General features: G+C 70.1%; 22 protein-coding genes. 6 read left to right on the top strand and 16 right to left on the bottom strand.

Annotation, left to right across the window (positions count from 1 at the left end):
* Positions 1-26: 26 nt before the first annotated feature.
* Positions 27-1,190: an adenosine deaminase gene (locus ABT114_RS34915; RefSeq protein ID WP_351146950.1), complete on the bottom strand. Its 1,164-nt coding sequence runs from the start codon at positions 1,188-1,190 to the stop codon at positions 27-29.
* Between the two features lie 113 nt (positions 1,191-1,303).
* Between ABT114_RS34915 and ABT114_RS34910 the strand changes: the two genes are divergently transcribed.
* Entirely contained in the window at positions 1,304-2,071 is a 768-nt protein-coding gene (locus tag ABT114_RS34910) for an alpha/beta hydrolase (RefSeq protein WP_351146949.1), read from the top strand.
* A gap of 82 nt (positions 2,072-2,153) precedes the next feature.
* On the opposite strand, the gene ABT114_RS34905 is transcribed toward ABT114_RS34910, so the two are convergent.
* Positions 2,154-3,116, bottom strand: coding sequence for a LysR family transcriptional regulator (locus ABT114_RS34905; protein ID WP_351146948.1), 963 nt, complete (start codon positions 3,114-3,116; stop codon positions 2,154-2,156).
* A 62-nt stretch (positions 3,117-3,178) separates the two neighbouring features.
* Here ABT114_RS34905 and ABT114_RS34900 point away from each other — a divergent pair, with 62 nt between their 5' ends.
* Together ABT114_RS34900 and ABT114_RS34895 are read left to right on the top strand one after the other, a co-directional pair.
* Positions 3,179-4,471 carry an MFS transporter gene (locus ABT114_RS34900; RefSeq protein WP_351146947.1) on the top strand — a complete coding sequence of 431 codons (1,293 nt, stop codon included), beginning with the start codon at positions 3,179-3,181 and terminating at the stop codon, positions 4,469-4,471.
* A gap of 232 nt (positions 4,472-4,703) precedes the next feature.
* Positions 4,704-5,720 (top strand): sigma-70 family RNA polymerase sigma factor, encoded by a 1,017-nt coding sequence (locus ABT114_RS34895; RefSeq protein ID WP_351146946.1) that lies wholly within the window; start codon positions 4,704-4,706, stop codon positions 5,718-5,720.
* On the opposite strand, the gene ABT114_RS34890 is transcribed toward ABT114_RS34895, so the two are convergent.
* Entirely contained in the window at positions 5,604-5,990 is a 387-nt protein-coding gene (locus ABT114_RS34890) for an STAS domain-containing protein (RefSeq protein ID WP_351147160.1), read from the bottom strand. The two genes, ABT114_RS34895 and ABT114_RS34890, sit on opposite strands and share 117 nt — an antisense overlap.
* A gap of 181 nt (positions 5,991-6,171) precedes the next feature.
* Here ABT114_RS34890 and ABT114_RS34885 point away from each other — a divergent pair, with 181 nt between their 5' ends.
* Positions 6,172-7,092: an AEC family transporter gene (locus tag ABT114_RS34885; RefSeq protein ID WP_351146945.1), complete on the top strand. Its 921-nt coding sequence runs from the start codon at positions 6,172-6,174 to the stop codon at positions 7,090-7,092.
* A 5-nt stretch (positions 7,093-7,097) separates the two neighbouring features.
* Here ABT114_RS34885 and ABT114_RS34880 read toward each other — a convergent pair whose 3' ends face one another.
* The 9 genes from ABT114_RS34880 to ABT114_RS34840 all read right to left on the bottom strand — a co-directional run bounded on the left by ABT114_RS34880 (position 7,098) and on the right by ABT114_RS34840 (position 17,648).
* Positions 7,098-7,691, bottom strand: coding sequence for a Uma2 family endonuclease (locus tag ABT114_RS34880; protein WP_351146944.1), 594 nt, complete (start codon positions 7,689-7,691; stop codon positions 7,098-7,100).
* 95 nt (positions 7,692-7,786) lie between these two features.
* A complete protein-coding gene (locus ABT114_RS34875; RefSeq protein WP_351146943.1) occupies positions 7,787-9,064 on the bottom strand; it encodes a thymidine phosphorylase in 1,278 nt (425 codons plus the stop codon).
* Positions 9,065-9,136: 72 nt separating this feature from the next.
* Entirely contained in the window at positions 9,137-9,538 is a 402-nt protein-coding gene (locus ABT114_RS34870; RefSeq protein ID WP_351146942.1) for a cytidine deaminase, read from the bottom strand.
* Positions 9,535-10,797 carry an ABC transporter permease gene (locus tag ABT114_RS34865; protein ID WP_351146941.1) on the bottom strand — a complete coding sequence of 421 codons (1,263 nt, stop codon included), beginning with the start codon at positions 10,795-10,797 and terminating at the stop codon, positions 9,535-9,537. The genes ABT114_RS34870 and ABT114_RS34865 overlap by 4 nt, the downstream gene beginning before the upstream one ends.
* The gene (locus ABT114_RS34860; protein ID WP_351146940.1) at positions 10,797-11,918 is read right to left on the bottom strand and encodes an ABC transporter permease; all 1,122 of its coding nucleotides are present in this window, start codon (positions 11,916-11,918) and stop codon (positions 10,797-10,799) included. The genes ABT114_RS34865 and ABT114_RS34860 overlap by 1 nt, the downstream gene beginning before the upstream one ends.
* Positions 11,915-13,570 carry an ABC transporter ATP-binding protein gene (locus ABT114_RS34855; protein ID WP_351147158.1) on the bottom strand — a complete coding sequence of 552 codons (1,656 nt, stop codon included), beginning with the start codon at positions 13,568-13,570 and terminating at the stop codon, positions 11,915-11,917. The genes ABT114_RS34860 and ABT114_RS34855 overlap by 4 nt, the downstream gene beginning before the upstream one ends.
* Positions 13,571-13,793: 223 nt before the next feature.
* Positions 13,794-14,843: a BMP family lipoprotein gene (locus ABT114_RS34850; protein WP_351146939.1), complete on the bottom strand. Its 1,050-nt coding sequence runs from the start codon at positions 14,841-14,843 to the stop codon at positions 13,794-13,796.
* 256 nt (positions 14,844-15,099) lie between these two features.
* Complete coding sequence (locus ABT114_RS34845; protein WP_502988445.1) at positions 15,100-16,143, bottom strand: BMP family lipoprotein; 1,044 nt, start codon at positions 16,141-16,143, stop codon at positions 15,100-15,102.
* Between the two features lie 272 nt (positions 16,144-16,415).
* The gene (locus tag ABT114_RS34840; RefSeq protein WP_351146938.1) at positions 16,416-17,648 is read right to left on the bottom strand and encodes an amidohydrolase; all 1,233 of its coding nucleotides are present in this window, start codon (positions 17,646-17,648) and stop codon (positions 16,416-16,418) included.
* 336 nt (positions 17,649-17,984) lie between these two features.
* Between ABT114_RS34840 and ABT114_RS34835 the strand changes: the two genes are divergently transcribed.
* Together ABT114_RS34835 and ABT114_RS34830 are read left to right on the top strand one after the other, a co-directional pair.
* Entirely contained in the window at positions 17,985-18,263 is a 279-nt protein-coding gene (locus tag ABT114_RS34835) for a hypothetical protein (RefSeq protein ID WP_351146937.1), read from the top strand.
* 52 nt (positions 18,264-18,315) lie between these two features.
* Positions 18,316-18,978, top strand: a complete 663-nt coding sequence (locus ABT114_RS34830) for a class I SAM-dependent DNA methyltransferase (RefSeq protein ID WP_351146936.1) — start codon at positions 18,316-18,318, stop codon at positions 18,976-18,978.
* Positions 18,979-19,013: 35 nt separating this feature from the next.
* On the opposite strand, the gene ABT114_RS34825 is transcribed toward ABT114_RS34830, so the two are convergent.
* From ABT114_RS34825 to ABT114_RS34810, 4 genes are all read right to left on the bottom strand, one after another.
* Positions 19,014-20,102, bottom strand: a complete 1,089-nt coding sequence (locus ABT114_RS34825; RefSeq protein WP_351146935.1) for a hypothetical protein — start codon at positions 20,100-20,102, stop codon at positions 19,014-19,016.
* Positions 20,103-20,170: 68 nt separating this feature from the next.
* Positions 20,171-21,109, bottom strand: coding sequence for an N-acetylneuraminate synthase family protein (locus ABT114_RS34820; protein WP_351146934.1), 939 nt, complete (start codon positions 21,107-21,109; stop codon positions 20,171-20,173).
* A gap of 17 nt (positions 21,110-21,126) precedes the next feature.
* On the bottom strand, positions 21,127-22,425 hold the full coding sequence (locus tag ABT114_RS34815) for a cytidylyltransferase domain-containing protein (protein WP_351146933.1): 1,299 nt from the start codon (positions 22,423-22,425) through the stop codon (positions 21,127-21,129).
* Positions 22,426-22,460: 35 nt separating this feature from the next.
* Positions 22,461-23,783 carry a DUF6716 putative glycosyltransferase gene (locus ABT114_RS34810; RefSeq protein ID WP_351146932.1) on the bottom strand — a complete coding sequence of 441 codons (1,323 nt, stop codon included), beginning with the start codon at positions 23,781-23,783 and terminating at the stop codon, positions 22,461-22,463.
* Positions 23,784-23,952 lie beyond the last annotated feature (169 nt).

The following is a 23,952-nucleotide window of genomic DNA, read 5'->3' as shown; positions in this document are numbered from 1 at the left end:
ATTTCGCGTACCCCGACAGCGCCAGATCAGCCCTCCGTAGCCACAGAGCCGCTGGTGGAAGCGGTCTGCTGGAACAGCCATTCGGACTTCAACTCTGCATATCCGGGCTTGACGACGTCATTGATCATCGCCAGTCGTTCATCGAAAGGAATGAACGCTGATTTCATCGCATTGACGGAGAACCACTGCATGTCGTCGAGCGTATAACCGAACGCCTCGACAAGGTGCTCGAATTCCCGGCTCATGCTGGTGTGGGACATCAGCCGGTTGTCCGTGTTCACCGTCGTGCGGAAGTGCAGCCTTCGCAGCAGCCCGATCGGGTGCTCGGCGTACGAGGCCGCCGCCCCGGTCTGGAGGTTGGAGCTGGGGCACATTTCGAGCGGGATGCGCTTGTCCCGCACATAGGAGGCGAGCCGTCCGAGCCGGACGCTCCCGTCGTCCTTGACCTCGATGTCGTCGATGATGCGCACGCCGTGGCCCAGCCGGTCGGCGCCGCACCACTGGAGGGCCTGCCAGATGGACGGCAGGCCGAAGGCCTCGCCGGCATGGATGGTGAAGTGGTTGTTCTCGCGCTTGAGGTACTCGAACGCGTCGAGGTGCCGGGTGGGCGGGTAACCGGCCTCGGCACCCGCGATGTCGAAGCCGACGACGCCCAGGTCGCGGTAGCGGTTGGCGAGTTCGGCGATCTCCAGGGCGCGGGCCGCGTGCCGCATGGCGGTGAGCAGGGCGCCGACGCGGATGCGGTGACCGTTGCCCCGGGCGATCCGCTCCCCCTCCCGGAAGCCCTCGTTGACGGCCTCGACGACCTCTTCGAGGCTCAGCCCGCCCTCGAGGTGCTGCTCGGGGGCGAAGCGCACCTCGGCGTAGACGACGCCGTCCTCGGCGAGGTCCTCGGCGCACTCCGCGGCCACCCTGACGAGCGCCTCGCGGGTCTGCATCACGCCCACAGTGTGGGAGAACGTCTCCAAGTACCGCTCCAGCGAACCGGAGTCGGCGGCCTCCCGGAACCAGATGCCGAGCTTGTCGGGGTCGGTCTCGGGGAGTTGGGAATAGCCCGTGGCCCGGGCGAGGTCGACGATGGTCCCCGGGCGGAGGCCGCCGTCGAGATGGTCGTGCAGCACAACCTTGGGCGCCCGGCGGATCTGGTCAGAGCTCGGGGTGGTGCCGGTCCGGTCAGTCTGGCTCGTCATTTCCGCACTCTAACTCCTACGCGCGTAGATCGCCGGATGTACACAGCCGCCGATACGTAACGGTGACCCCACAGACGGGTGGTGTACACCATGACTTCTGACACTGTTCTGTCATGGCACAGCAAGCGACACCGGTTCGCACAGCCCGGCTGGGTCGGGCGCTCGGTCCGGAGCCGACGTCGGTGAGCGGGGTGGTGCTGCTGCTCCCCGGCGGTGAGGAGACCTCCTCCCGCAGACCCGCACCCATGCTCGCGGCCGCCTCCGTACGGGCGTTGGGGCGCCGCCTCGCGCGCGCGGGCCGGGAGGAGGGCCTGGCCACGCATGTCGTCCACTACCGCTGGCGCGGCTGGAACGGCAGCGAGGCACACCTGGCGCGCGACGCGTCCTGGGCCGCCGACGAGGCCGTACGACGCTACGGGGACGTCTCCGTCTGCCTCGCCGGAGTCGACATGGGCGGCCGGGCCGCACTCCGCGCGGGCGGCCACGAGGCCGTCAACTCCGTGCTGGCGATCGCGCCTTGGCTGCCCGAGGAGGACGCGGCCGCGACACCCGAACCGGTGAAGCAGCTCGTCGGGCGCCGGGTGCTGATCGTGCACGGCACGAACGACGAACGCACCTATCCCGAACTGTCCTTCCGGCTGGCGGCGCGGGCGAAGAAGGCGAACCGGGATGTGTGCCGGTTCGAAGTGCACGCGGATGGTCACTCGTTGCATCAGTACCGGGACGAAGTGCATGCGTTGGCCGAGGACTTCGTGATGGGGGCGCTGTTCGGGCGGGCGTTTGCGCGGCCGGTGGCGGACGCGCTGGCGGCTCCGCCTCCTTTGGGGTTGCGGATGCCGTTGGCTGCGGGGTTCGGTAAGTCGCTCAGGAGCAGGAGATAGCGGTCCGGCTTTCGGGTGCGGGTTGCGTGTGGCTGGTCGTGCCCACGCGGCGGAGCCGCACGGTGACACGGCCTCACGCCCCTCAGGTGGGCAGGAGGTTGCCTCGTTTCGAGAGCAGGAACTTCTTGAAGGCTGCCACGGGGGGTGTGTCCGGGTGGCCGTCCAGCCACGCCACGCCGATCTCTCTCGCCGCGCGCGGAGCCGTCACCGTCAGTTCCACCACTCCCGGGCGGGCCACTGCCGGTGGCGGCAGCAGGGCGACCCCCAGGCCCGCCGCGACCAGGCCCCGCAGGGTTTCCGCCTCCTCGCCCTCGAAGGCGACGCGCGGCTTGAAGCCGGCCTCCTGGCAGAGGTCGTCAGTGATGCGGCGGAGGCCGTAGCCGGGTTCGAGGGTGACGAAGGTTTCGTCGGCGGCTTCGGCGAGGCGGATGCGGCGGCGGGACGCCAGGGCGTGGTCGGCAGGGACGACGAGACGCAGCTTCTGTTCGTCGAGGCGACGGGCGACGAGGTCGGGGGCGTCCGGGACGGGGGAGGTCAGGCAGAGGTCCAGTTCGCCGGCGCGTAGCCGTTCGAGCATCGCCTCGCCGTAGTTCTGGACGAGGCTGAAGCGGACGCGGGGGTGGTCGGCGCGGAAGGCGTGCAGCAGTCCCGGGACGGTCTCCGCGCCCATGGTGTGCAGGAAGCCGAAGGCGACCTTGCCGGTGGTGGGGTCGGCGTCGGCACGGACCTCGTCGGCGGCGCGCTCGACCTCGGCGAGGGCACGTTCGACGGAGGCGAGGAAGGTGCGTCCGGCGGGGGTGAGGGATACCGTACGGCCGCGGCGGGCGAACAGGTCGACGCCCAGATCCTGTTCCAGCCGGACCATGGCCCGGGACAGGGTGGACTGCGGGACCTGCATCTCCTGGGCGGCGCGCGTGACGTGCTCGGTGCGGGCCACGCCGGCGAAGTAGGCCAGGCGCGGGGCGAGCAGCGCGACGATGTCGTCCATGTCTTTTGTGTCACCGGTCGGTGACAGTCGAGCCTGTGACCTCTGCTGATGCGCCATGGGAACGATTATGGCGATTCCATGCATTGGACGGATGAAGGAGGGGTGCATAGCGTCGAAGCATGTCTCCCGCCAGTACCGGGGCGTCCACCGTCGTGGGCGCCGTCCCGTCCGTCTCCGCTCCGGATTCCGCTCCGGATTCCGCTCCCGACTCCCGTATGGCCCCCGGTGGCCCCGGCTACCGCCGGATGAGTTTCGCGCTCTTCCTCGCGGGTGTCGCCACCTTCGCGCTCCTCTACTCCACCCAGGCCCTGCTGCCGTTGATCTCCGGTGAGTTCGGGGTGGCGGCGAGCGAGGCGAGCTGGACGGTGGCGGCGGCGACCGGCGGACTCGCGCTGTTCGTGCTGCCGATGAGCGCGCTCTCGGAACGGTTCGGCCGCCGTACGGTGATGACGGGGTCGCTGGCGGTCGCGGTGACGGTCGGGATGGTGGTCCCCTTCGCCCCGTCGCTGGGGTGGCTGGTGGTGCTGCGCGGGCTCCAAGGCGCGGCGCTGGCCGGGCTGCCGGCGTCGGCGACGGCGTACCTGGCGGAGGAGGTCCGCCCCAAGGCCCTGATCACGGCGATCGGTCTGTTCGTCGCGGGCAACAGCGTCGGCGGGATGAGTGGCCGGGTCATCACCGGCTGGATCGCGCAGGAGTGGGGCTGGCGGGTGGCCGTCGGCGCGGTCGGCGTGATCGCGGTGGGGTGCGCGGTGGCCTTCCGGCTGCTGCTGCCGGCCCCGAGGCACTTCACGGCGGGTTCGCTGCGGCCGCGGGTCCTGGCCCGCACGGTCCGCGAGCACCTCGCCAACCCGCTGCTGTGCCGTCTGTACGCGATCGGCGCGCTGTTCATGACGGTGTTCGGCGGTGTGTACACGGTCATCGGCTACCGCCTGACGGAGGCGCCCTTCTCGCTCCCGCAGGGCATCGTCGGCTCGATCTTCCTGGTCTACCTGGTCGGTACGGTGTCCGCGTCGACGGCGGGCCGGCTGGTCGGCCGCCTGGGCCGGCGCGGGGCCCTGTACCTGGCCGGCGGCACGACGGCGACGGGCCTGCTGCTGTCCCTGGCCGACTCGCTGCCCCTGGTCCTGCTGGGCCTGGTCCTGATCACGGCGGGCTTCTTCGCGGGCCACGCGGTGGCGTCCTCGGCGGTCAGCAAGACGGCCACGACCGGCCGCGCCCAGGCCTCGGCGCTCTACCAGTCCGCGTACTACATCGGTTCCAGTGTCGGCAGCACGGTCGGGGCCATGGCCTTCCACTCCGGCGGCTGGGCCGGGACCGTGGGGGTCGGCGTCCTGGCGGTGCTCGGCGTCGTGACGATCACGGTGTTCGGGTCGCGCGCGGCGCGGGTGGAGAGGCGACTGGCGGCGGCTTGAGCCGCCCCGCACGGTGGGCACGGGGTCGAGGCGGCTGGGGCCGCCTCGACCCCGTGCCCCATATGGGCCGGACGGATCGCACCGGCGCGTCCGGCCATGGCCATGCTCGTTATGTAACTGGTCTGACCTGGGCTTTTACGCACTCCCGGGGCCGTTGTCGGTGGGGTGCGGTAGCTTCCGGAGTACTGGGCGCACAGACGCGTGACAGAACGGCCACAGGGGTGGGTGGACCATGAGTGACGGTACGGCGACGGCTGACGACCTCGACATCAGGCTGGAGAAGCACCGGGTCGAGCTGACCGGCTACTGCTACCGCATGCTCGGCTCCTCCTTCGAGGCCGAGGACGCGGTACAGGACACGATGGTCCGCGCCTGGCGCAGCTATGAGAAGTTCGAGGGGCGTTCCAGCCTCCGCTCCTGGCTCTACCGCATCGCGACGAACGTGTGCCTGGACATGCTGACCGCCGGCAACAAGCGCGCCCGCCCCATGGACCTGACCGAGTCGACCCCGCTCACCCAGGCCGCCCTCTCCCCCCGCCCGGACCACACCTGGCTGGAGCCCGTGCCGGACGCCCGGGTGCTGCCGACGGTGGAGGACCCGGCGGAGGCGGCGGTGGCCAAGGAGTCGGTGCGGCTCGCCTTCATGGCCGCCCTCCAACAGCTTCCGCCCAAGCAGCGGGCGGTGCTGATCCTGCGCGAGGTGCTGGCCTGGAAGGCGAGCGAGGTCGCCGAGTTGCTCGGCACGTCGGTCGCGTCGGTCAACAGCGCGCTGCAGCGGGCCCGCGCGACCCTCTCCGAGCGGGACGACTCGGGCGCGGACGCGGCTGTCTCCGACCCGCTGGACGAGGAGCAGCAGAAGCTCCTGGAGCGCTATGTGGCGGCGTTCGAGGGCTATGACATGACGGCGCTGACGGCCCTGCTGCACGAGGACGCCATCATGACGATGCCGCCGTTCGACCTGTGGCTGACCGGCCACGCCGACATCACGGGCTTCATGACGACGCTGGGCGCGGCCTGCGCGGGTTCACGCCTGCTGCCGGTCGAGGTGAACGGGCTGCCGGGCTTCGCCCACTACAAGCCGGACCCGGAGGCGGGCGGCTTCACGCCGTGGGCGATCCAGGTCCTGGAGATCTCAGGCGGCCGGCTCACCGGGTTCCACTTCTTCCTCGACACGAAGCGGTGGTTCCCGCTGTTCGGGCTGCCCCTCCAGCTCGAAACGGAGACCGACCAGGTGGAGGAGGGCGCGTAGCGCCGGATCGGGGTCCCGCAGCCGGATGCGGCCCCCGGCCCGCCGGGCCGCCAGCTCCAGCCGCGCCAGCAGATCGACCGCCCCGAGCCCCGGCGGCCCCAGCCCGCCCACATCGCATACGACGACCCCGCCCCCCGTTGCCTCCAGCAGCGCCCGCACACCGTCGCACAGCCCCGTCATCTCGTCCCGGGTGACGGGGCCGGCCAGGGTGAGCACGGCGGGTGTCATGGCGTCCACGTGCGGTAGACGGGGCAGCGGACCGTAACTCATCGGAGGCGGCTCGGCGTGCCCGTCCCGCACCGCCGCGAAGATCACATTGACCCGGCCGAGGCCGCCCCCGGAGGGTTGGCTGTATGCACCACAGATCGTCTCCGCCCGCACTGCCGACACCACCCGCGTCCGCACCCGCACCACAGCCGTTCCCCGCCGAGGAGGCCATCGAGGAGGCCCCGTGCAGGGCGTGTTGAGCGGCTTCGCGGTCATCGCGATCGTCATCGGCGTCGGCTACGCCATCGGGCGGCGCGGATACCTCGGCGACCAGGGCCGTGAGGTCCTCACCAAACTGGCCTTCCATGTCGCCTCCCCCGCGCTGCTGTTCACCACCCTCGCGCGGGCCGACCTGTCGGTGATCTTCTCCAGCCGGCTGCTGGTCACCGCGATGAGCACGGCAGCGGCGGCGGGAGTCTTCGTCGCGGTGGGCGTGGTACGCCGCTGGGGTGTGGGCCGGACGACGATCGGCGCGCTGTGCTCCAGTTACGTCAACTCCGGCAACCTCGGCATCCCGATCGCCGTGTACGTGCTGGGTGACGCCTCGCTGGTGGCTCCGGTGCTGCTGTTCCAGCTCATCGTCCTCACCCCCGTCGCGCTGACGATCCTGGGCCTGTCGGGCGAGGACGCGAAGCGCCCCCTGTGGCGGCGGCTGCTCACGCCCCTGCGCAATCCGATCGCGGTCGGCTCGCTCGCCGGGGTCACCGTCTCGGCGAGCGGCCTGCGCATACCCGGCCCGGTCCTGGACCCGCTCACCCTGATCGGCAACATGTCGGTGCCGGCGGTCCTGCTCGCCTTCGGCATCTCCCTGTGCGGCAGCACGATGCCGGGCCGGGGCGCCGACCGGCACCCGGTCCTGCTGTCGGTGGCGCTGAAGTCCGTGGGCCAGCCGGCGGCGGCCTGGGCCCTGGCGTCGGGCGTCTTCGGCCTGCACGGGCCACAACTGCTCGACGTGGTGGTGACCTCGGCCCTCCCGGCCGCCCAGAACCTCTTCACCTACGCTTCCAGCTACGGCGTGGGCGAGCGCCTGGCCCGGGACTCGATCCTGCTGTCGACGGTGCTGTCGGTGCCGGTGTTGGTGGTGACGGCGGCGTTGCTGGGGTAACGGCTTCAGCCGACGGGAAACTCGCTGGTGTCGAGCTCAAGGTCGAACGGCTCCGGCAACGAGATCGTGGCACCGAACTTGCCGGCACGCAGGACACGGTAAACCGCACCCTGTGGTTCGCCGTACAGCGTGATCGTCGGTCCTCCGGGAGCCCAACTGTCGATGAGGAGATACAGCGGCACCCCCGCCTGCGCATACCCCGCAGCCTTCTTGATCCGGTCACTGCTCGCATTGGACTTGGAGGTGATCTCTACGATGAGTTCGGCTGCGGCCGCCGGGATGTAGTTGCCCGCGTCTGCACGGAGCACCTCTTTCGGTGCCACAGCGATGTCGGGAATGTAGAGCCCGTCGCGGGATGGGACGACCGTGCCCAGCGTCTGGTAGATGCCCCACACCTTGGGGATCACCTCGTACAGGCTGCGCTGCACGAGGTCGGCAATGTCGTTGTGGGCCTTGGACGGCGGTGGTGCCACGGTGACGATCCCCTCGATGATCTCCACCTTGCAGCCCTCGGGTGCGTCCGTCTCCTGCCAGATCCGGACGAGGTCGTCCCACTCACGGCCGCTGGCCGTCGAGTGGTCGACGGTGAGTGCGCTCATGGCGGTCTCCAATCGGTGCGTCACCGATCCCAGCATGCCGAACGGGACCGGTGGAGGTCCACCGATCCCGTTCACCCGAATGAAGGAACCGCAGGTCAGGCGATGCGTTCCAGCACGACCGGCGCCGCCGTGAACTCCGTACCGGCGGCCGCGACGTCGTACGAACCCTCGATCGCCTGAAGGGCGTACTCGAGGCGGTCGGGCGTGTCGGTGTGCAGCGTCAGCAGGGGCTGGCCCTCGGTCACCGTGTCGCCCGGCTTGGCGTGCAGTTCGACGCCCGCGCCGGCCTGCACCGGGTCCTCCTTGCGGGCGCGTCCGGCGCCGAGGCGCCAGGCGGCGATGCCGATGTCGTAGGCGTCGAGGCGGGTCAGGACGCCCGAGGACGCGGCCTTGACGACGTGCTGTTCCTTCGACGTGGGCAGGGGGGCGTCCGGGTCGCCGCCCTGGGCCGCGATCATGCGGCGCCAGACGTCCATCGCGGAGCCGTCGGCCAGGGCCTTCGCCGGGTCGGCGTCCTTCACGCCCGCCGCGTCCAGCATTTCGCGGGCCAGGGCGATCGTGAGCTCGACGACGTCCGCCGGGCCGCCGCCCGCCAGGACCTCCAGCGACTCGCGGACCTCCAGCGCGTTGCCGGCGGTCAGGCCGAGGGGGGTCGACATGTCCGTCAGGAGTGCGACGGTCTTCACCCCGTGGTCCGTGCCCAGGCCCACCATCGTGGACGCGAGTTCCCGCGCGTCCTCGATCGTCTTCATGAAGGCGCCCGTGCCGACCTTCACGTCAAGGACCAGGGAGCCCGTGCCCTCGGCGATCTTCTTCGACATGATCGAGGAGGCGATCAGCGGGATCGCCTCTACCGTGCCGGTCACGTCGCGCAGGGCGTACAGCTTCTTGTCGGCGGGGGCCAGGCCGTCGCCCGCCGCGCAGATCACCGCGCCGGTGGTGTCGAGGACGTGCAGCATCTCCTCGTTGGAGAGCAGGGCCCGCCAGCCGGGGATCGACTCCAGCTTGTCGAGCGTGCCGCCGGTGTGGCCGAGACCGCGGCCCGACAGCTGGGGTACGGCGGCACCGCACGCCGCCACCAGCGGGGCCAGCGGCAGGGTGATCTTGTCGCCGACGCCGCCCGTGGAGTGCTTGTCGGCGGTCGGGCGGGACAGGGACGAGAAGTCCATGCGCTCGCCCGAGGCGATCATCGCGGCGGTCCAGCGGGCGATCTCGCGGCGGTTCATGCCGTTGAGCAGGATGGCCATCGCGAGGGCCGACATCTGCTCGTCGGCGACCTCGCCGCGCGTGTACGCGTCGATGACCCAGTCGATCTGCTCGTCGCTGAGCTCACCGCGGTCCCGCTTGGTACGGATGACGGAGATGGCGTCCATGGCCATGGCTTTCCTTCCGGGTATTGCGAAGAGCGCGGCCCCTCTGCGCGAGTCAGAGGGGCCGCACGGGACTCACTTGGTGAGGTGATCCGGGCCGAAGGCCTGCGGCAGCATCTCCGCCAGCGGCAGGATCCCCTTCGGGGTCTCCAGGAGGAGATCCGGTCCGCCGAACTCGTACAGCAGCTGCCGGCAGCGGCCGCACGGGACGAGGATGTCGCCCTTGCCGTCCACGCACGTGAAGTGCGTGAGGCGGCCTCCGCCGGTCCGCTGCAGCTCCGAGACCAGCCCGCACTCGGCGCACAGCCCGAGCCCGTACGAGGCGTTCTCGACGTTGCAGCCGGAGACCGTGCGGCCGTCGTCGACCAGGGCGGCGACCCCGACCGGGTAGCCCGAGTAGGGGGCGTACGCGCGGGTCATGGCCTCGCGGGCCAGCACGCGCAGGGCGTCCCAGTCGACGGTGACGGCCGGGGTCACTTGCCTTGCCCCTTGCGGTACGGGAGGCCGTCCGCCTTCGGCATCCGAAGACGCTGGGCGGACAGGGAGAGCACCAGCAGGGTGACGATGTACGGAGCCGCCGTCACGAGCTGGCGCGGGACCTCGCCCGTGCTGGTGTACCAGACGAACATCAGGGCCGAGATGACGGCTGTGATCGCGGTGGCGACGTACTTCTTCTGCCAGGCGAGGTAGGCCGCGCCGAACACCAGCAGGATCGCCAGCAGCAGGATCAGCGCGTGGACGTTGGTCGTGCCGCCGCGCAGGTTGAGGCTGTCGGTGTAGCCGAACAGGCCCGCGCCGAGGGCGAGGCCGCCCGGCATCCAGTTGCCGAAGATCATCGCCGCGAGACCGATGTAGCCGCGGCCGGCGGTCTGGCCGTCCAGGTACACGTTCGACGCGACGATCGACAGGAAGGCGCCGCCGAGACCGGCGAAGCCGCCCGAGATGATCACGGCGATGTACTTGTACTTGTAGACGTTGACGCCGAGGGACTCGGCCGCCACCGGGTTCTCGCCGCAGGAGCGCAGACGCAGACCGAAGGCAGTGCGCCACAGCACGTACCAACTGACCGGTACGAGGGCGACGGCCACGACGGTGAGCGGCGACAGGTCGGTGATCAGACCGCCGACCAGGCCGGCCAGGTCCGAGACCAGGAACCAGTGCTTCTGGTTGAGGGTGTCCAGCGCGCTGGACAGACCGGGGATGTCGAAGGTGCCCAGCGAGTCGATCGGCGGGGACTGCTTGGCGGAGCCCTGCGGGGCGTCCTCGAAGGTGAACTTCGACAGGTAGCGGGTGGTGCCCAGCGCCAGGATGTTGATGGCCACACCGGAGACGATGTGGTTGACGTTGAAGGTCACGGTGGCGATGGCGTGCAGGACGGCACCGAGCGCGCCGCCGATGATGCCGAAGACGACACCGGTCCACGGGCCCCACTGGTAGCCGGCCCAGGCGCCGAACCAGGTGCCGAGGATCATCATGCCCTCGAGGCCGATGTTGACGACGCCCGCGCGCTCGGCCCACAGACCGCCGAGACCGGCGAGGCCGATCGGCACGGCCAGGCGCAGGGCGGTGGACATCTGGCCGGTGGAGGTGATGCCGTCCGCGCCGCTGATCAGCCGGACGATCGAGGTCAGGACCAGTACGCCCGCGATGACCAGCAGGAGTACGGGGAGCGACATGCGGCGGCCGCCCTTGCCGGGCGTCGCCTGCGGCTTCTTGGCGATGGTCGCGGTGGACATCAGGCCGCCACCTCCTTCTTGGTGTTCTGAGCGGCGGCCGCGGCGAGCTCCGCGCCGACCTGCTTCTGCTGGCGGCGCAGACCCCACTGCCGTACGGCCTCGTAGGAGATGACGACCGCGAAGACGATCAGGCCCTGCATGATCGTGGCGATCTCCTTCTCGTACGCCACGGGGGTTGCGTAGTCGAGAGCCGGAGAGGCCTTGTCGAGGAAGGCCCACAGCAGCGCGGCGAGGGCGATGCCGCCGGGGTTGTTGCGACCGAGCAGGGCGATGCCGATGGCCGTGAAGCCGAGCCCGGCCGGGAAGCTCAGGCTGTAGGTGTGGGAGTCGCCGAGCAGGAGCGGCAGCCCGGACAGACCCGCCACCGCGCCGGAGATCAGCATCGCGGTGAGCACCATGCGCTTGGCGTTGACGCCGGAGGCCGCCGCGGCGGTCTCCGACTCGCCGGTGGCGCGAAGGTCGAAACCGAAGCGGGTGCGGTTGAGGACGACCCAGTACGCGATGCCCAGGGCGATCGCGAGGAAGACCAGGCCGTAGATCTCGCCGACGTCCGAGCCCAGGTTGATGCCGGGAACCCAGCCGGACTCCTTCATCACGCCGGTCGTGTTGTTGTTGCCGACCTGCACACCCCAGATGTCCTGGGTGGTGAGGTAGCCGATGAGACTGGTGGCGATCGCGTTGAGCATGATCGTCGCGACGACCTCGCTGACGCCGCGGGTCACCTTCAGGACACCCGCGATACCGGCCCAGAAGGCACCGGTGAGCGCGCCGACGATCAGCAGGAACGGAATCTGCAGGAACGACGGCAGCGCCACGTGGGCGCCGACGACGGCGGTCATCATGGCGGCGAGCCGGTACTGGCCGTCCACGCCGATGTTGAAGAGGTTCATACGGAAGCCGAGGGCGACCGCGAGGGCTGCGATGTAGTACAGCGAAGCCTGGTTGATGATCAGTACCTGGACGTCGGAGTAGGGAATCTGCTCCAGCATCAGCCGGTACGGCTCGAACGGGTTCTTGCCGGAGGCGACCAGCACGACCGAGGTCAGCAGGATCGCCGCGACGAGCGCGATGACCGGGCCGGCCACCGCGAGGAGCGCGCGCTCCTTGTCGAACTTCTTCATCGGGCCTCGTCCTCCGGGGCGGTCTCTTCCTCGACGTGCTCCAGGTGCCCGGAGGCGGCGCCGGTCATGGCCGAGCCGAGCTCCTCCGGGGTGATCGTCGCCGGATCGGCGTCGGCGACGAGCCTGCCGTCGTAGATCACGCGCAGGGTGTCGGACAGGCCGATCAGCTCGTCCAGGTCGGCGGAGATCAGCAGCACGGCCAGGCCCTCGCGGCGGGCCTCGCGGATGCGGTCCCAGATCTGCGCCTGGGCGCCGACGTCCACGCCGCGGGTGGGATGGGCGGCGATCAGGAACTTGGGGTTGTGGCTCATCTCGCGGCCGACGATCAGCTTCTGCTGGTTGCCGCCGGAGAGCGAGGCCGCGGTGACGTCGATACCGGGGGTGCGGACGTCGTACTCCTCGACGATGCGGCGCGTGTCGGCCTGGGCGCCCTTCGGGTCCAGCCAGAAGCCCTTCGCATTGGGCTTCTCGGTGACGTGGCCGAGTATGCGGTTCTCCCAGAGGGGGGCCTCCAGGAGCAGGCCCTGGCGGTGGCGGTCCTCGGGGATGTAGCCGACGCCGCTCTCGCGGCGCTTGCGGGTGGGCCAGGGGGTGATGTCCTGGCCGAGGAAGGCGATGGTGCCGGAGTCGGCGTGCTTGGTGCCGATCAGGGCGTCGATCAGTTCCGTCTGGCCGTTGCCCTCGACGCCCGCGATGCCCATGACCTCGCCGGCGTGGATGGTGAAGGTGACGTCGTCGAGGACGCGCTTTATGTCTCCGCCACCCGCGAACTCGGTGAGCCCCTCGCCCGTGGGCTCGCCCAGCTCGCCGAGGGAGGCGCCGCCGCTGGCGTAGACGGTGAGGTTCCTGACCTCGATCACCGGCTTGTCCGTGACCGTCGACTCGGCCGTCTCCGGGGTGGGCAGCTCGCTGCCGACCATCATCTCGGCGAGCTGGCGGGGGGTGGTCTCGGAGGGAACGGCGGTCCCCACTGTCGTACCGCGCCGGATGACCGTGATCTCGTCGGCGACCGACAGCACCTCGCCCAGCTTGTGCGAGATGAAGATGACGGACAGGCCCTCGGACTTCAGCTCACGCAGGTTGTCGAAGAGCGCGTCGACCTCCTGCGGCACGAGCACGGCGGTCGGCTCGTCGAGGATGAGGGTCGTGGCGCCGCGGTAGAGGACCTTGAGGATCTCCACGCGCTGACGGTCGGCGACGCCGAGGTCCTCGACCAGGGCGTCCGGGCGGACGCCCAGTCCGTACCGGTCGGAGATCGCCTTGATCTTCTTACGGGCGTTGCCGCCGATGCCGTACAGCTTCTCGCTGCCCAGCACCACGTTCTCCAGGACGGTCAGGTTGTCGGCCAGCATGAAGTGCTGGTGGACCATGCCGATGCCACGGGCGATGGCGTCGGCGGGGCTGCCGAAGGCGACCTGCTCGCCGTCGACCGCGATGGTGCCCTCGTCCGGCTTCTGCATGCCGTAGAGGATCTTCATCAGCGTCGACTTGCCGGCGCCGTTCTCGCCGACGAGGGCGTGGACGGTGCCCTTGCGGACCGTCAGGTGGATGTCGTGGTTGGCGACGACACCGGGAAATCGCTTGGTGATCCCCGCCAGCTCGACCGCGACTGTCGACGGAGCGGTGAGCGGAGGGCTGCTGGACGCGTCGATGGCGCACTCTCCTTGGGAAAGGGGCCTCTCTACGCGCGTAGCGCCCCTGCTTTAAATAGTGCCCGGACCTGATCGATCTTGTTTAGCTTTCGATCCGTTCCGAGCATTCTGCCGCGCGAACGGGGCGCAGGGAGACATCCTCTCCGCACCCCGTTCCGCGGCCGTAACGCTGCCATTACAGCGTCCTTTTGGCCATGTCTACGACAGGCCTACCAGCGCCAGTTCAGGAGGTCTTCACCGTGATGGTGCCGTTCTTGATGCCTTCCTCGGCCTTCTTCACGGCGTCCTGGATCGCGGTGTTGCTCGCGAAGTCCGGGTTGGAGTTCGACAGGCTCACGCCGCCGTTCTCCAGGCTGCCGCGGACCACGCCGGTCTCCGGCTTGCCGTCCTTGACGGACTTGGCCAGGTCGTAGACCGCGCCCTCGACGTTCTTCATGGCCGAGGTGAGGATCGAGTCCTTGTACGTCTTCAGCGCGTCCTGGTTGTACTGGTCGGAGTCGACGCCGATCGCCCAGACCTTGTGCGCGTTCGCGGCCTTGATGACGCCCTGGCCGGACAGGCCGGCGGCGGCGTAGACCACGTCGGCGCCGTCGTCGATCTGACCCTCGGCGGCGCTCTCACCCTTGTCCGGGCTGGAGAAGCCACCCTCGGCGGCGGTCTCGGTCAGGTACTGCTCCTTGACCGTGACGCCCTTCTTGGTGTCCTCGACGCCCTGCTTGAAGCCGGCCCCGAACTTGTGGATCAGCGGGACGTCCACGCCGCCGACGAAGCCGACGGTGTTGGTCTTGGTGGCCTTGGCGGCGGCGACACCGGCGAGGTAGGAGGCCTGCTCCTCGTGGAAGACCAGGTCGGCGACGTTGTCGGCCTTGATGGTCTCGTCGTCGACGATGCCGAAGGTGATCTTCGGGTACTTCGCGGCGACCTCCTTGACGGCCGGCGCGTAGGCGAAGCCGACGCCGATCACCGGGTTGTAGCCCTGCTTGGCCAGCGTCTCCAGGCGCTGCACCTTGTCCGCGTCCGACTCGCCGTCCTGCGGCTCGACGGCCGTGCTCTTGTAACCGAACTCCTTGTCGGCCTTGTCCAGGCCGGCGGTGGCCGCGTCGTTGAAGGACTGGTCGCCCTTGCCGCCGACGTCGTACGCCAGGGCGAGGCCCAGGTTCTTGCCGCTGCTGGAGGAGGAGGACGAGGTGGACGAGCTTCCGCAGGCGGAAACAGTGACGGCAAGAGCTGCGGTTGCAACGCCTGCAACCGCGATACGGGACACCCGGCGCATGGAACGAGACTCCTTCGTGCAAGCGCCTCAACCAGGCGCTGGTTCCGCGGCAGCGTAACGCGCGTAGACCAGACGGAACACCCCTTCTGTCCCGTCCGTTATCGAGCTGTGGCCACAGATGTAACCCAGAATACGGACAGCAGTGCGCCCCTTGCGGAAGGCAAGGGGCGCACGGGCTGCACGGATGCCCGGGAAGGCCTTCAGGCCCCTGTTTACGGGGCCGGGACGCCGCTACTCCGTCTTGACCGGGACGCCGCTACTCCGTCTTGACGGTGACCGTACCGGCGATGATGTCCGCCTTGGCCTTGTCGACGGCGGAGACGACATCGGTCAGGGCCTTGTACTTCGGGTTGGAGTCGGCGAAGCCGACGCCGCCGGACTTGAGGTCGCCACGCACCTCACCCTTCAGGGGCTTGCCGTCGACGACGGACTTGGCCAGGTCGTAGACCGCGCCGCCGACGTTCTTCAGGGCCGAGCCGAGGATGTAGTCCTTGTACTGGGCGAGCGCCGCCTGCGCGTACTGGTCGGAGTCGACACCGATGGCCCACACCTTGTGCGCGGCGGCAGCCTTGATCACGCCCTGGCCGGACAGACCGGCCGCCTGGTAGACGACGTCGGCGCCGGCCTCGATCTGGCCGTTGGCCGCGTTCTCGCCCTTGTCGGGGCTGGAGAAGCCGCCCTCCTGGGCCGTCTGGGTGAGGTACTGCGACTCGATCTTGATGTCCGGGTTGACGGACTTGGCGCCCTGGTCGAACCCGGCCTCGAACTTGTGGATCAGCGGGATGTCCACGCCGCCGATGAACCCGATGTGGTTCTTCTTGGTGGCCTTGGCCGCGGCCACGCCCGCCAGGTACGAGGACTGCTCCTCGTGGAAGACCATGTCGGCGACATTGTCGGCCTTGATGGTCGCGTCGTCGATGATGCCGAAGGTGATCTTCGGGTACTTCGCGGCGGCCTCCTTGACGGCCGGCGCGTAGGCGTAGCCGACGCCGATGATCGGGTTGTAGCCGGCCTTGGCGAGGGTCTCCAGGCGCTGCACCTTGTCCGCGTCGGACTCGTCGGCCTGCGGCTCGACGTCCTGGCCGCCGATCTTGAACTCCGTCTTGGCCTTCTCGAAACCGGCGTACGCGGCGTCGTTGAAGGACTGGTCGCCCTTGCCGCCGATGTCGTACGCGAGGCCGATGCCCTTGCCCGAGTACTTACCGGACTCGGAGCCGCTGCTGGTCGAGTCGGTGCTGGTCGAGTCGGTGCTGGACTTGCCGCAACCGGCGGCCGCGAGTGCGACGACCGCGACGGTCACCGCTGCTTGGGAGAACTTGGTCCTCCGAGATATCAGACGCACAGCAAGCACCCTTCATCCCCACGGCACCGTCGCCGGCCCGCTTCCCCTTGTGCCGCCTCGGTGGCGATTCCGGCGCACAGTAACGCGCGTAGAAGGGGAGAGGAACGGGGTTTCTCGCGGCCGTTATCGATTCGTGCCGACGGCGGGTTACATTCCCCCGCCGTCGGTTACGTCCGAGTGACACAAGCGGACGAAGGGGCGCCTATCAGGCACCCCTTCGCTCCCGTGCCTCAGCTTGCGGCATCCAGCAGGGCGGCGGCCGTGAACAGCTCCACGCCGACCGTGATCGCGGACTCGTCGGCGTCGAAATCTCCTTGGTGCAGGTCGCGCACCGTGCGCTCCCCCGGCGTACGGACACCCAGCCGCGCCAGGGCCCCCGGCACATGCTCGAGGTACCAGGAGAAGTCCTCCCCGCCGAGGCTCTGCTCGGTGGTCTCGACGGACTCCGCGCCCCGCCGCACGGTCATGGCATCCCGCAGCAGTTCGGTGACCACCGGGTTGTTCACCACGGGCGGCACACCACGCACGTAGTTGATCTCGGACTTCGCCCGGTAGGTGTTGGCGACCTCGTCGATCGCGGCGACCACGACGTCGGGCGCCTGCCGCCACGCCTCGATGTCCAGGCACCGCACGGTGCCCGAGAGCTCGGCGTGCTGCGGAATGACGTTCGGAGCGTGCCCGGACTCGATCCGCCCCCAGGTCACGACCAGCCCACTGCGCGCGTCGACCCGCCGGGCGATGATCGCCGGCACGTCGGTCGCGACACGGGCGGCGGCGGTGACGAGGTCGGTGGTCAGATGGGGCCGCGCGGTGTGCCCGCCGGGCCCGTCCAGGGCGATCTCGAGCCGGTCGCACGCCGAGGTGATGGCTCCCGGCCGCAGCCCGACCCGCCCGGCGTCGACCCTGGGGTCGCAGTGCACGGCGATGATCTGCCGCACGCCGTCCAGCGCCCCGCACTCGATGACGTCGGCGGCGCCGCCCGGGAGCACTTCCTCGGCGGGCTGGAAGATCAGCCGTACGGGCCGCGGCAGCAGGCCCTTCTCGTGCAGGTCGGCGAGGACGAGCCCGGCGCCCAGCACGACGGTCGTATGCACGTCATGCCCACAGGCGTGCGCCCGGTCGGGCACGGTGGACCGGTACGGGCACTCGGTCTTCGTGTCCGGAATGGGCAGGCCGTCGATGTCGGCGCGCAGGGCGAGCATGCCGGGCCCGCCGTTCCACTCCTCCCCGTCCACGCCGATGTCACAGACGAGCCCGGTCCCGACAGCCAGCACACGAGGCTTCAGGCCGGCCTTCTCGAGGCGCTCCTTGATCGCCGCCGTGGTACGGAACTCCTGGTTGCCGAGCTCGGGATGCATGTGCAGGTCGCGCCGGAAGGCGACGAGTTCGGCGCGCAGCGCCTCGGGCAGCGCGCCGGGGAGCACGGCGTCCCCGGGGAGATCGGCCTCGGACTCTCGGGACATCAATTGCTTCACCCTCTGAAGGGTAGGACTCGGGGACGGCCAACTGACCCTCGATCAACAAAAGTTCAGCCCGTTAGGGGAAGAAAACCTGGCCGCCAGACGCATAGGCATCGACTCGGATGGGTAGACTCGCCCGCTTTTCGGTCGAGCGTCGCATCCGCCCACTCTCCACACATACCACGCCCCGCCACACCCATACCGTTCTTGTTCGCCTGTCGGAACGGCACGGTCGCAGAAGCGCGGCGAGCACCCCGTCCGGTTGCGGAACCATCACCTCCGAGCGGCGTTCCCAGCACGCTGGGCACCCCACGCCTCCACAGCGGGCAGCCTGCTCCCATGACGACTCCCCTGGAGGCATGCGGCTGCGGCGAGGACCAGATCCCCTGGATGCTGACGAAGTACGGCTTCCTGGGCACGGCCGCGCTGGCCCTGACCACGCTGCTCCTGATGCTCGCGACAGGCTCGCTGCTGGTGGCGGCGGTGTGGCTGCTGCGCCGCGGGCCGACGAGAGCGAACGCGAGGAGGGCCATGAGCCCGCCCCCGGCCGGGCCCGCCGGCGCCGACCCGCCCTCGGGCCTGGCGGCCTTCACCTGGCGAGCGGAGGACGAACCCTGAGCTTGGCAAAAGAGCGGGCGGCCCGGCGGTGCCCTCGGTAACCTCCGGCCACGTGACCAACCCCGACGCGCCCTTCATCGAGGCCACGCGCACCTCGTACGACACCATCGCCCACGACTACACCGCCCGCTTCGCGGACCACCTCGCCGAGCTCCCCCTCGAACGGTCTCTCGTCACCGCCTTCGCCGAGCTCGTGCAGGAGCGGGGCGCGGCCCCCGTCGCCGATCTCGGCAGCGGGCCCGGTTACGTCACCGCCAGACTGCACGCCCTCGGCGTCCCGGTCTTCGGGGTCGACCTGTCCCCCAGGATGGTGGCGCTGGCCCGCGAGGCGCACCCCGCGCTCCGTTTCCACGTGGGGTCGATGACGTCGCTGGACCTCCCGGACGGGACCCTCGGCGGAGTCCTCGCCCTCTACTCGATCATCCACATCCCGGATGATCACCTGCCGGCGGCCTTCGCGGAGTTCCACCGCGTGCTGGAACCCGGCGGCCACGTGCTCCTGGGGTTCCAGTGGGGCGACGACGAGGGTGGGCTGCATCTCTCGGAGCGCTTCGGCCACGAGATCTCGCTCGACTACCACTGGCGCACCCCGGAGACCGTGGCCGGACTCCTCACGGAGGCCGGTTTCCGGCTCCAGGCGCGCCTCGTGCGTGAACCCCTGGACGACGAGAAGCGCCCACGGGCCTTCGTCCTCGCCCGCAAGCCCGAGCGGTAGCCGGGCAGTAGCCGGGCCTGGCTGCACGGGCCTGGCTACACCGCGCTCACCGCCGACAACCGTGTGACGTCCCGCGCCGTGCCCGTGACCCCCGACAGGAACCCCTGCGCCCTGGGCGAGGCGTCCTCCGTCAGCCAGGCGGGATCGATGTCGCACACCGCCACCCGTACCTCCGTACCGGCGAGCGCGAGCGGCAGTGTGTGGACGACCGTCGACGGGAAGCTGAGGATCATCCGCCCGATCGGACCCCGCCGGGCGATCAGCTCGAGCGGGAGTTCGGGGCGGACGATCTCCAGTCCCGTCTCCCCCGCCAGCCGGTGGAGTTTGTCCGTGCTCTCCCGGCGGTGGGCGAAGTACCGCGTCGCCCCGTGCGCCTTGGCCAGAGCCCGTACGGCCTCCAGATACCGCTCCACGTCCACCACGCCGGTCTCCACCAGCGAGGTGCCGACCAGGTCCGCGCCCTTGGCGACCCGGGGCGGGCCGAAGCGGGCGCGGGTCCAGGCGAAGCCGTTCGGCGTGATCGTCACGCCCTCCGGCGCCTCCTCGATCGGCATCGAGGAGAAGATCTCGACCCGGCGCTTCTCGCCCGGCGTCAGCCGCCGCCGGGCCGACGACGACACGGGAGCGAACAGGACGTCACGAGGGCCCAGGCGGCCGCCCTTCCGGTGCCAGCGCACCAGCCGCTCGCCCCGGGCCAGCTGGGCGACGAACTCCATCGTCGCCGTGCCGTCGTCGACGACGACCAGGTCGCGGGCCCGGGTGATGGTCAGCAGCAGTTGTACGTAGCGGGAGAAGGGGTCTCCCATCACCACGCGTTCCGCCCGGCGCAACAGCCGGGACAGGCCGCCGATCGTCCGGAAGGGCGCGGTCGTACCGCCCCGCGCCTCCTCCCAGCGGACCGCGTGCCCCTCCTCGCGGGCCAGCTCCGCCATGCGGCGCAGCTGGCCCCGGGTCATCGGGTCCATCGGGGAGAGGACGACGAGGGTGAACCCCGCGCCGGGCGTTTCCTGGCCACCGAGTCCGTGCGCGTGCGCCCATTCGAGCACGTTCAGGAGCTGCACCGGGCTCTCGACGAAGGCGAGGGTGTGGGGGGTGGTGCCGGTGGTCCCGGCGCGAGGGTTCATCGACGTACGACCGTCCCGTAAGCCACTCGAAGTCGGATGCGAAGTCGGACTCGAAGCCGGACCCGGACTCAGACCGCGACCGGCTCGCCCGCGGCCGCGGCGATCTCCGCCTCGGCGACGACGCCGGTGACGCGGCGCAGCTTCTTCATCGGGCCGAGCTCGGAGTCGTAGACCTTCTTCACGCCGTCGCCGAGCGAGGCCTCGATGGTGCGGATGTCGCGGACGAGGCGCGTGAGGCCCTGCGGCTCCACGGAAGCGGCCTGGTCCGAACCCCACATGGCGCGGTCGAGGGTGATGTGGCGCTCGACGAAGGTCGCGCCGAGCGCGACCGCGGCCAGCGTGGTCTGCAGGCCGGTCTCGTGGCCGGAGTAGCCGATCGGGACGTTCGGGTACTCCGCCTGGAGGGTGTTGATGACGCGGAGGTTGAGCTCCTCGGCCTTGGCCGGGTACGTCGAGGTGGCGTGGCAGAGCAGGATGTTGTCGCTGCCCAGGACCTCGACCGCGTGGCGGATCTGCTTCGGGGTGGACATACCGGTGGAAAGGATGACCGTGCGGCCGGTGGCGCGCAGGGCGCGCAGCAGCTCGTCGTCGGTCAGCGACGCGGACGCGACCTTGTGGGCGGGAACATCGAACTTCTCCAGGAAGGCGACGGCCTCGGTGTCCCACGGGGAGGCGAACCAGTCGATGCCCTTCTCCTTGGAGTACTCGTCGATCTGGCGGTACTCGTCCTCACCGAACTCCACGCGGTGGCGGTAGTCGATGTAGGTCATCCGGCCCCAGGGGGTGTCGCGCTCGATGTCCCACTGGTCGCGCGGGGTGCAGATCTCCGGGGTGCGCTTCTGGAACTTCACGGCGTCACAGCCGGCCTCGGCGGCCGCGTCGATCAGCTTGAAGGCGTTCTCGAGCTCGCCGTTGTGGTTGATGCCGATCTCACCGACGACGTAGACGGGCTGCCCCGGGCCGGCGGTCTTCGAACCGAACGTGCGCAGACGGGAGTTGGTGCTCATGACAGAGATGTCCTTACTTACTTGGTGAGGGTGTCGAGAGAGGGGCCGAGGATCCAGCTGGCGATCTCCCGGATCGCGCCGTCGCCACCGGGGACGGTGGTGACCGCGCGTGCGGCGCCGCGCACGACGTCGTGGGCGCTCGCGACCGCCACGGGCCAGCCGACGAGGGCGAAGCACGGGAGGTCATTGACGTCGTTGCCGACGTAGAGCACGCGCTCCGGCGCGATGCCCTGCTCCTCGCACCACTGCTTCAGTGCGAGGTCCTTCCGGTCGATGCCGTGCAGCACCGGGAGCTTGAGCTTCCGGGCCCGGGCGGCGACGACCGGGTTCTGTTCCGTGGACAGGATCAGCATCTTCAGGCCGCTGCGGCGCAGGGCAGCGATGCCGAGGCCGTCCCCGCGGTGCACGGAGACGAACTCCCGTCCGTCGGAGTCGATCAGCACCCGGTCATCGGTCTGGGTGCCGTCGAAGTCGAGTACGACCGCGTCGATGTCGTCGGCGGTCGGCAGCGAACCGGGCCGGTCCGCGTCGAAGAGCGGGGCCAGCGCGCGGGCGCGGGCCAGGTCGTGCGGGTCGTCGATCTCCAGCACCCGCGCCGGGTCCGTGCGCACGAGTTCCGTGCGGCCGAAGAAGCGGTGCTGGTGCTTGCGGAAGCCGGCCGCGTCCATCGCGTAGGCGGCGCCGGTCTCCAGCAGGTCCTGCGGGCGGTCCTGGCGGCGCGGGCGGAAGGACTTGTCGTGGTTGACGCCGTAACCGCCCTCGGTGACCGCCGGGTCGGCGGCCTTCGTGCCGCCGCCCACCTCGTCCGCGCTCCCGGCCTCCACGACCGTCGGATCGTCGGCCGCGTCCCGCCAGATGAAGCCGTGGAAGGGCGCCACGGTCACCGCCGTGTCGGCGCCGTTCTCGACGACCGCGCCCGCGACCCCGTCGATGTCCTCGCGGACGATGAACGGGCTGGTGCACTGCACGAGCAGCACCACGTCGACCGGGGAGCCGTGCAGGGCCTCGTGGGCGTCCATGGCGTGCAGGACGGCGGCCTCGGAGGTGGCGGTGTCGCCGGCGATGGCGGCGGGGCGCAGCACGACCTCGGCGCCGGACTGGCGGGCGGCGGCGGCGATGGCCTGGTCGTCGGTGGAGACGACGACGTCGGTCACCAGCCGGGAGGCCCGGCACTCGCGCACGGCGCGGGCCACGAGCGGGACACCGCCGACGGGGGCGAGGTTCTTCGCGGGCACGCCCTTGGAGCCGCCGCGCGCGGGAATCACCGCGAGCACCCGGCGCACCGAAACGCCTTGGCCCGCTTCCGGGTTGGACATGGGATCTACTCCTTGGGCAGGTATCCGGGCGGCGCTCACAGCTCGCCCATCCGCCGGATCACGGGCGCCACGCGCTGCACGCCGTGCCGGTAGGCGCCGCGCGCCGCCCGGCGCACGATCTGCCGAACCGCTCCCGGTTCCTTGTCGGCGGCCGGCGCGCCGGGCAGCGGGGCGCCGTCGGGGGCGAGGTGGTGGCGGGCGAGGATGCCCGGCAGGTATCCGGGCGCGGTCTCGGGCGTGTAGTACGGAGCCAGCGGCGGCAGTCCGCCGGGGCGGTCGAGGAGCTTGGTGATCCGCTCGCGGGCCGCGTCGAAGGCGGTGGCGTAGGAGCCGTCGGCCGCGACGCCCTGCCGGGCCACCCACTCCTCGTCGGGCACCGGACGGTGTCCGGCGTCGAGCTGCTCCCAGGAGGCGAGGCAGCCGGAGCCGACGAAGTGGTGGTTGCCGAGCACCTCGCGCACGCCCAGGTCCGTCAGGACGACGGTCGGGATACGGCGGTGCAGGGCCTCCAGGGCGGCCGTCGAGCTGACCGTGACCAGCAGGTCGGTGCGGTCGAGGACCTCACCCATGTGCCCGTACACCAGACGGAAGTTGGGCGGCGGGTCGGCCTTCTGCGCCAGCTTCTGGTAGGGCAACTCCTCGATGTGCGTGGTGTGTTCACCCGGCCTGGAGCGCAGTTTCAGCAGCACCTCGCGTTCGGGGTGCGTGCGTGCGTGCCGGATCAGGCGCTCCAGCAGGTACGTACGTTCCGTGCGGCTCGCCGGGACGGACGGCTGCGCGGCGAAGACGACCGTGTACGGGTCGTGCTCACCGGCATACGGGTCTCCGCCGAGGAACGGCAGCGCGACCTCCGTGACGGCCGAGGCGTCGGCGCCGACCCCCTCGTAGACGGCGCGGAAACGGTCCGCGTCCTGTCGGGAGTTGGCGAGGACGAGGTCGGCGCCGTGCCGCAGCAGCAATCCGTCGGCGAGCTTCTCGTAGACGACGCCGACGTAGCCGGTGACGACGACGGGCCGCGTGGCACTGTCGGCCCAGACGCGCCGCAGGCCGTGCAGCATCGCCTGGACGCCGCCGCCGACCAGGGCGAGGACGAGGACGTCGTACGACTCCTCGCCCATCGCGCGCAGGAACTCGACGGCGGTCACCTCGCGGAGCGAGTCGGCGTGGACGCCGACCTCCTGGAGCTGGCGGGCGGTGGGGGTGGCTCGGCCCCGCAGAAGGTAGCCGTCGAGGCGGATGTCCGATTCACTCTTTTCCGTGGAAATGGTGCGCTTCGCGGTGAGCGCACCCCATTTCCACCGGGTGTCGGAATCCGCGAGAACGGCGACTCGCAGGGCCTTCGTTGCACTTGCTGGCACGTCTTCGACCGTAGGAAGGCATTCCTAGGTTCCACCCAACCCCAAAGCAACAAAGGGTTAACAGCACATCGCCGAATGGGGTTTCAGGGCACCGGCAGCACTTGAGAAGACCTGATTCACGAGTTCGCCACGCGCAGTTCACCTGACATCAAACCAACGGTAAAGACGG

This window comes from Streptomyces sp. NPDC002088, assembly GCF_040296605.1.
In the GTDB taxonomy this organism is placed as follows: Bacteria; Actinomycetota; Actinomycetes; order Streptomycetales; family Streptomycetaceae; genus Streptomyces.
This window is presented reverse-complemented; position numbering and strand designations above follow the sequence as displayed.

Coding starts and splice junctions, on each gene's coding strand:
- ABT114_RS34915 (WP_351146950.1), bottom strand. CDS start 1,190: ATGACGAGCCAGACTGACCGGACCGGCACCACCCCGAGCTCTGACCAG.
- ABT114_RS34910 (WP_351146949.1), top strand. CDS start 1,304: ATGGCACAGCAAGCGACACCGGTTCGCACAGCCCGGCTGGGTCGGGCG.
- ABT114_RS34905 (WP_351146948.1), bottom strand. CDS start 3,116: ATGGCGCATCAGCAGAGGTCACAGGCTCGACTGTCACCGACCGGTGAC.
- ABT114_RS34900 (WP_351146947.1), top strand. CDS start 3,179: ATGTCTCCCGCCAGTACCGGGGCGTCCACCGTCGTGGGCGCCGTCCCG.
- ABT114_RS34895 (WP_351146946.1), top strand. CDS start 4,704: ATGAGTGACGGTACGGCGACGGCTGACGACCTCGACATCAGGCTGGAG.
- ABT114_RS34890 (WP_351147160.1), bottom strand. CDS start 5,990: ATGAGTTACGGTCCGCTGCCCCGTCTACCGCACGTGGACGCCATGACA.
- ABT114_RS34880 (WP_351146944.1), bottom strand. CDS start 7,691: ATGAGCGCACTCACCGTCGACCACTCGACGGCCAGCGGCCGTGAGTGG.
- ABT114_RS34875 (WP_351146943.1), bottom strand. CDS start 9,064: ATGGACGCCATCTCCGTCATCCGTACCAAGCGGGACCGCGGTGAGCTC.
- ABT114_RS34865 (WP_351146941.1), bottom strand. CDS start 10,797: ATGTCCACCGCGACCATCGCCAAGAAGCCGCAGGCGACGCCCGGCAAG.
- ABT114_RS34860 (WP_351146940.1), bottom strand. CDS start 11,918: ATGAAGAAGTTCGACAAGGAGCGCGCGCTCCTCGCGGTGGCCGGCCCG.
- ABT114_RS34850 (WP_351146939.1), bottom strand. CDS start 14,843: ATGCGCCGGGTGTCCCGTATCGCGGTTGCAGGCGTTGCAACCGCAGCT.
- ABT114_RS34840 (WP_351146938.1), bottom strand. CDS start 17,648: ATGTCCCGAGAGTCCGAGGCCGATCTCCCCGGGGACGCCGTGCTCCCC.
- ABT114_RS34835 (WP_351146937.1), top strand. CDS start 17,985: ATGACGACTCCCCTGGAGGCATGCGGCTGCGGCGAGGACCAGATCCCC.
- ABT114_RS34825 (WP_351146935.1), bottom strand. CDS start 20,102: ATGAACCCTCGCGCCGGGACCACCGGCACCACCCCCCACACCCTCGCC.
- ABT114_RS34820 (WP_351146934.1), bottom strand. CDS start 21,109: ATGAGCACCAACTCCCGTCTGCGCACGTTCGGTTCGAAGACCGCCGGC.
- ABT114_RS34815 (WP_351146933.1), bottom strand. CDS start 22,425: ATGTCCAACCCGGAAGCGGGCCAAGGCGTTTCGGTGCGCCGGGTGCTC.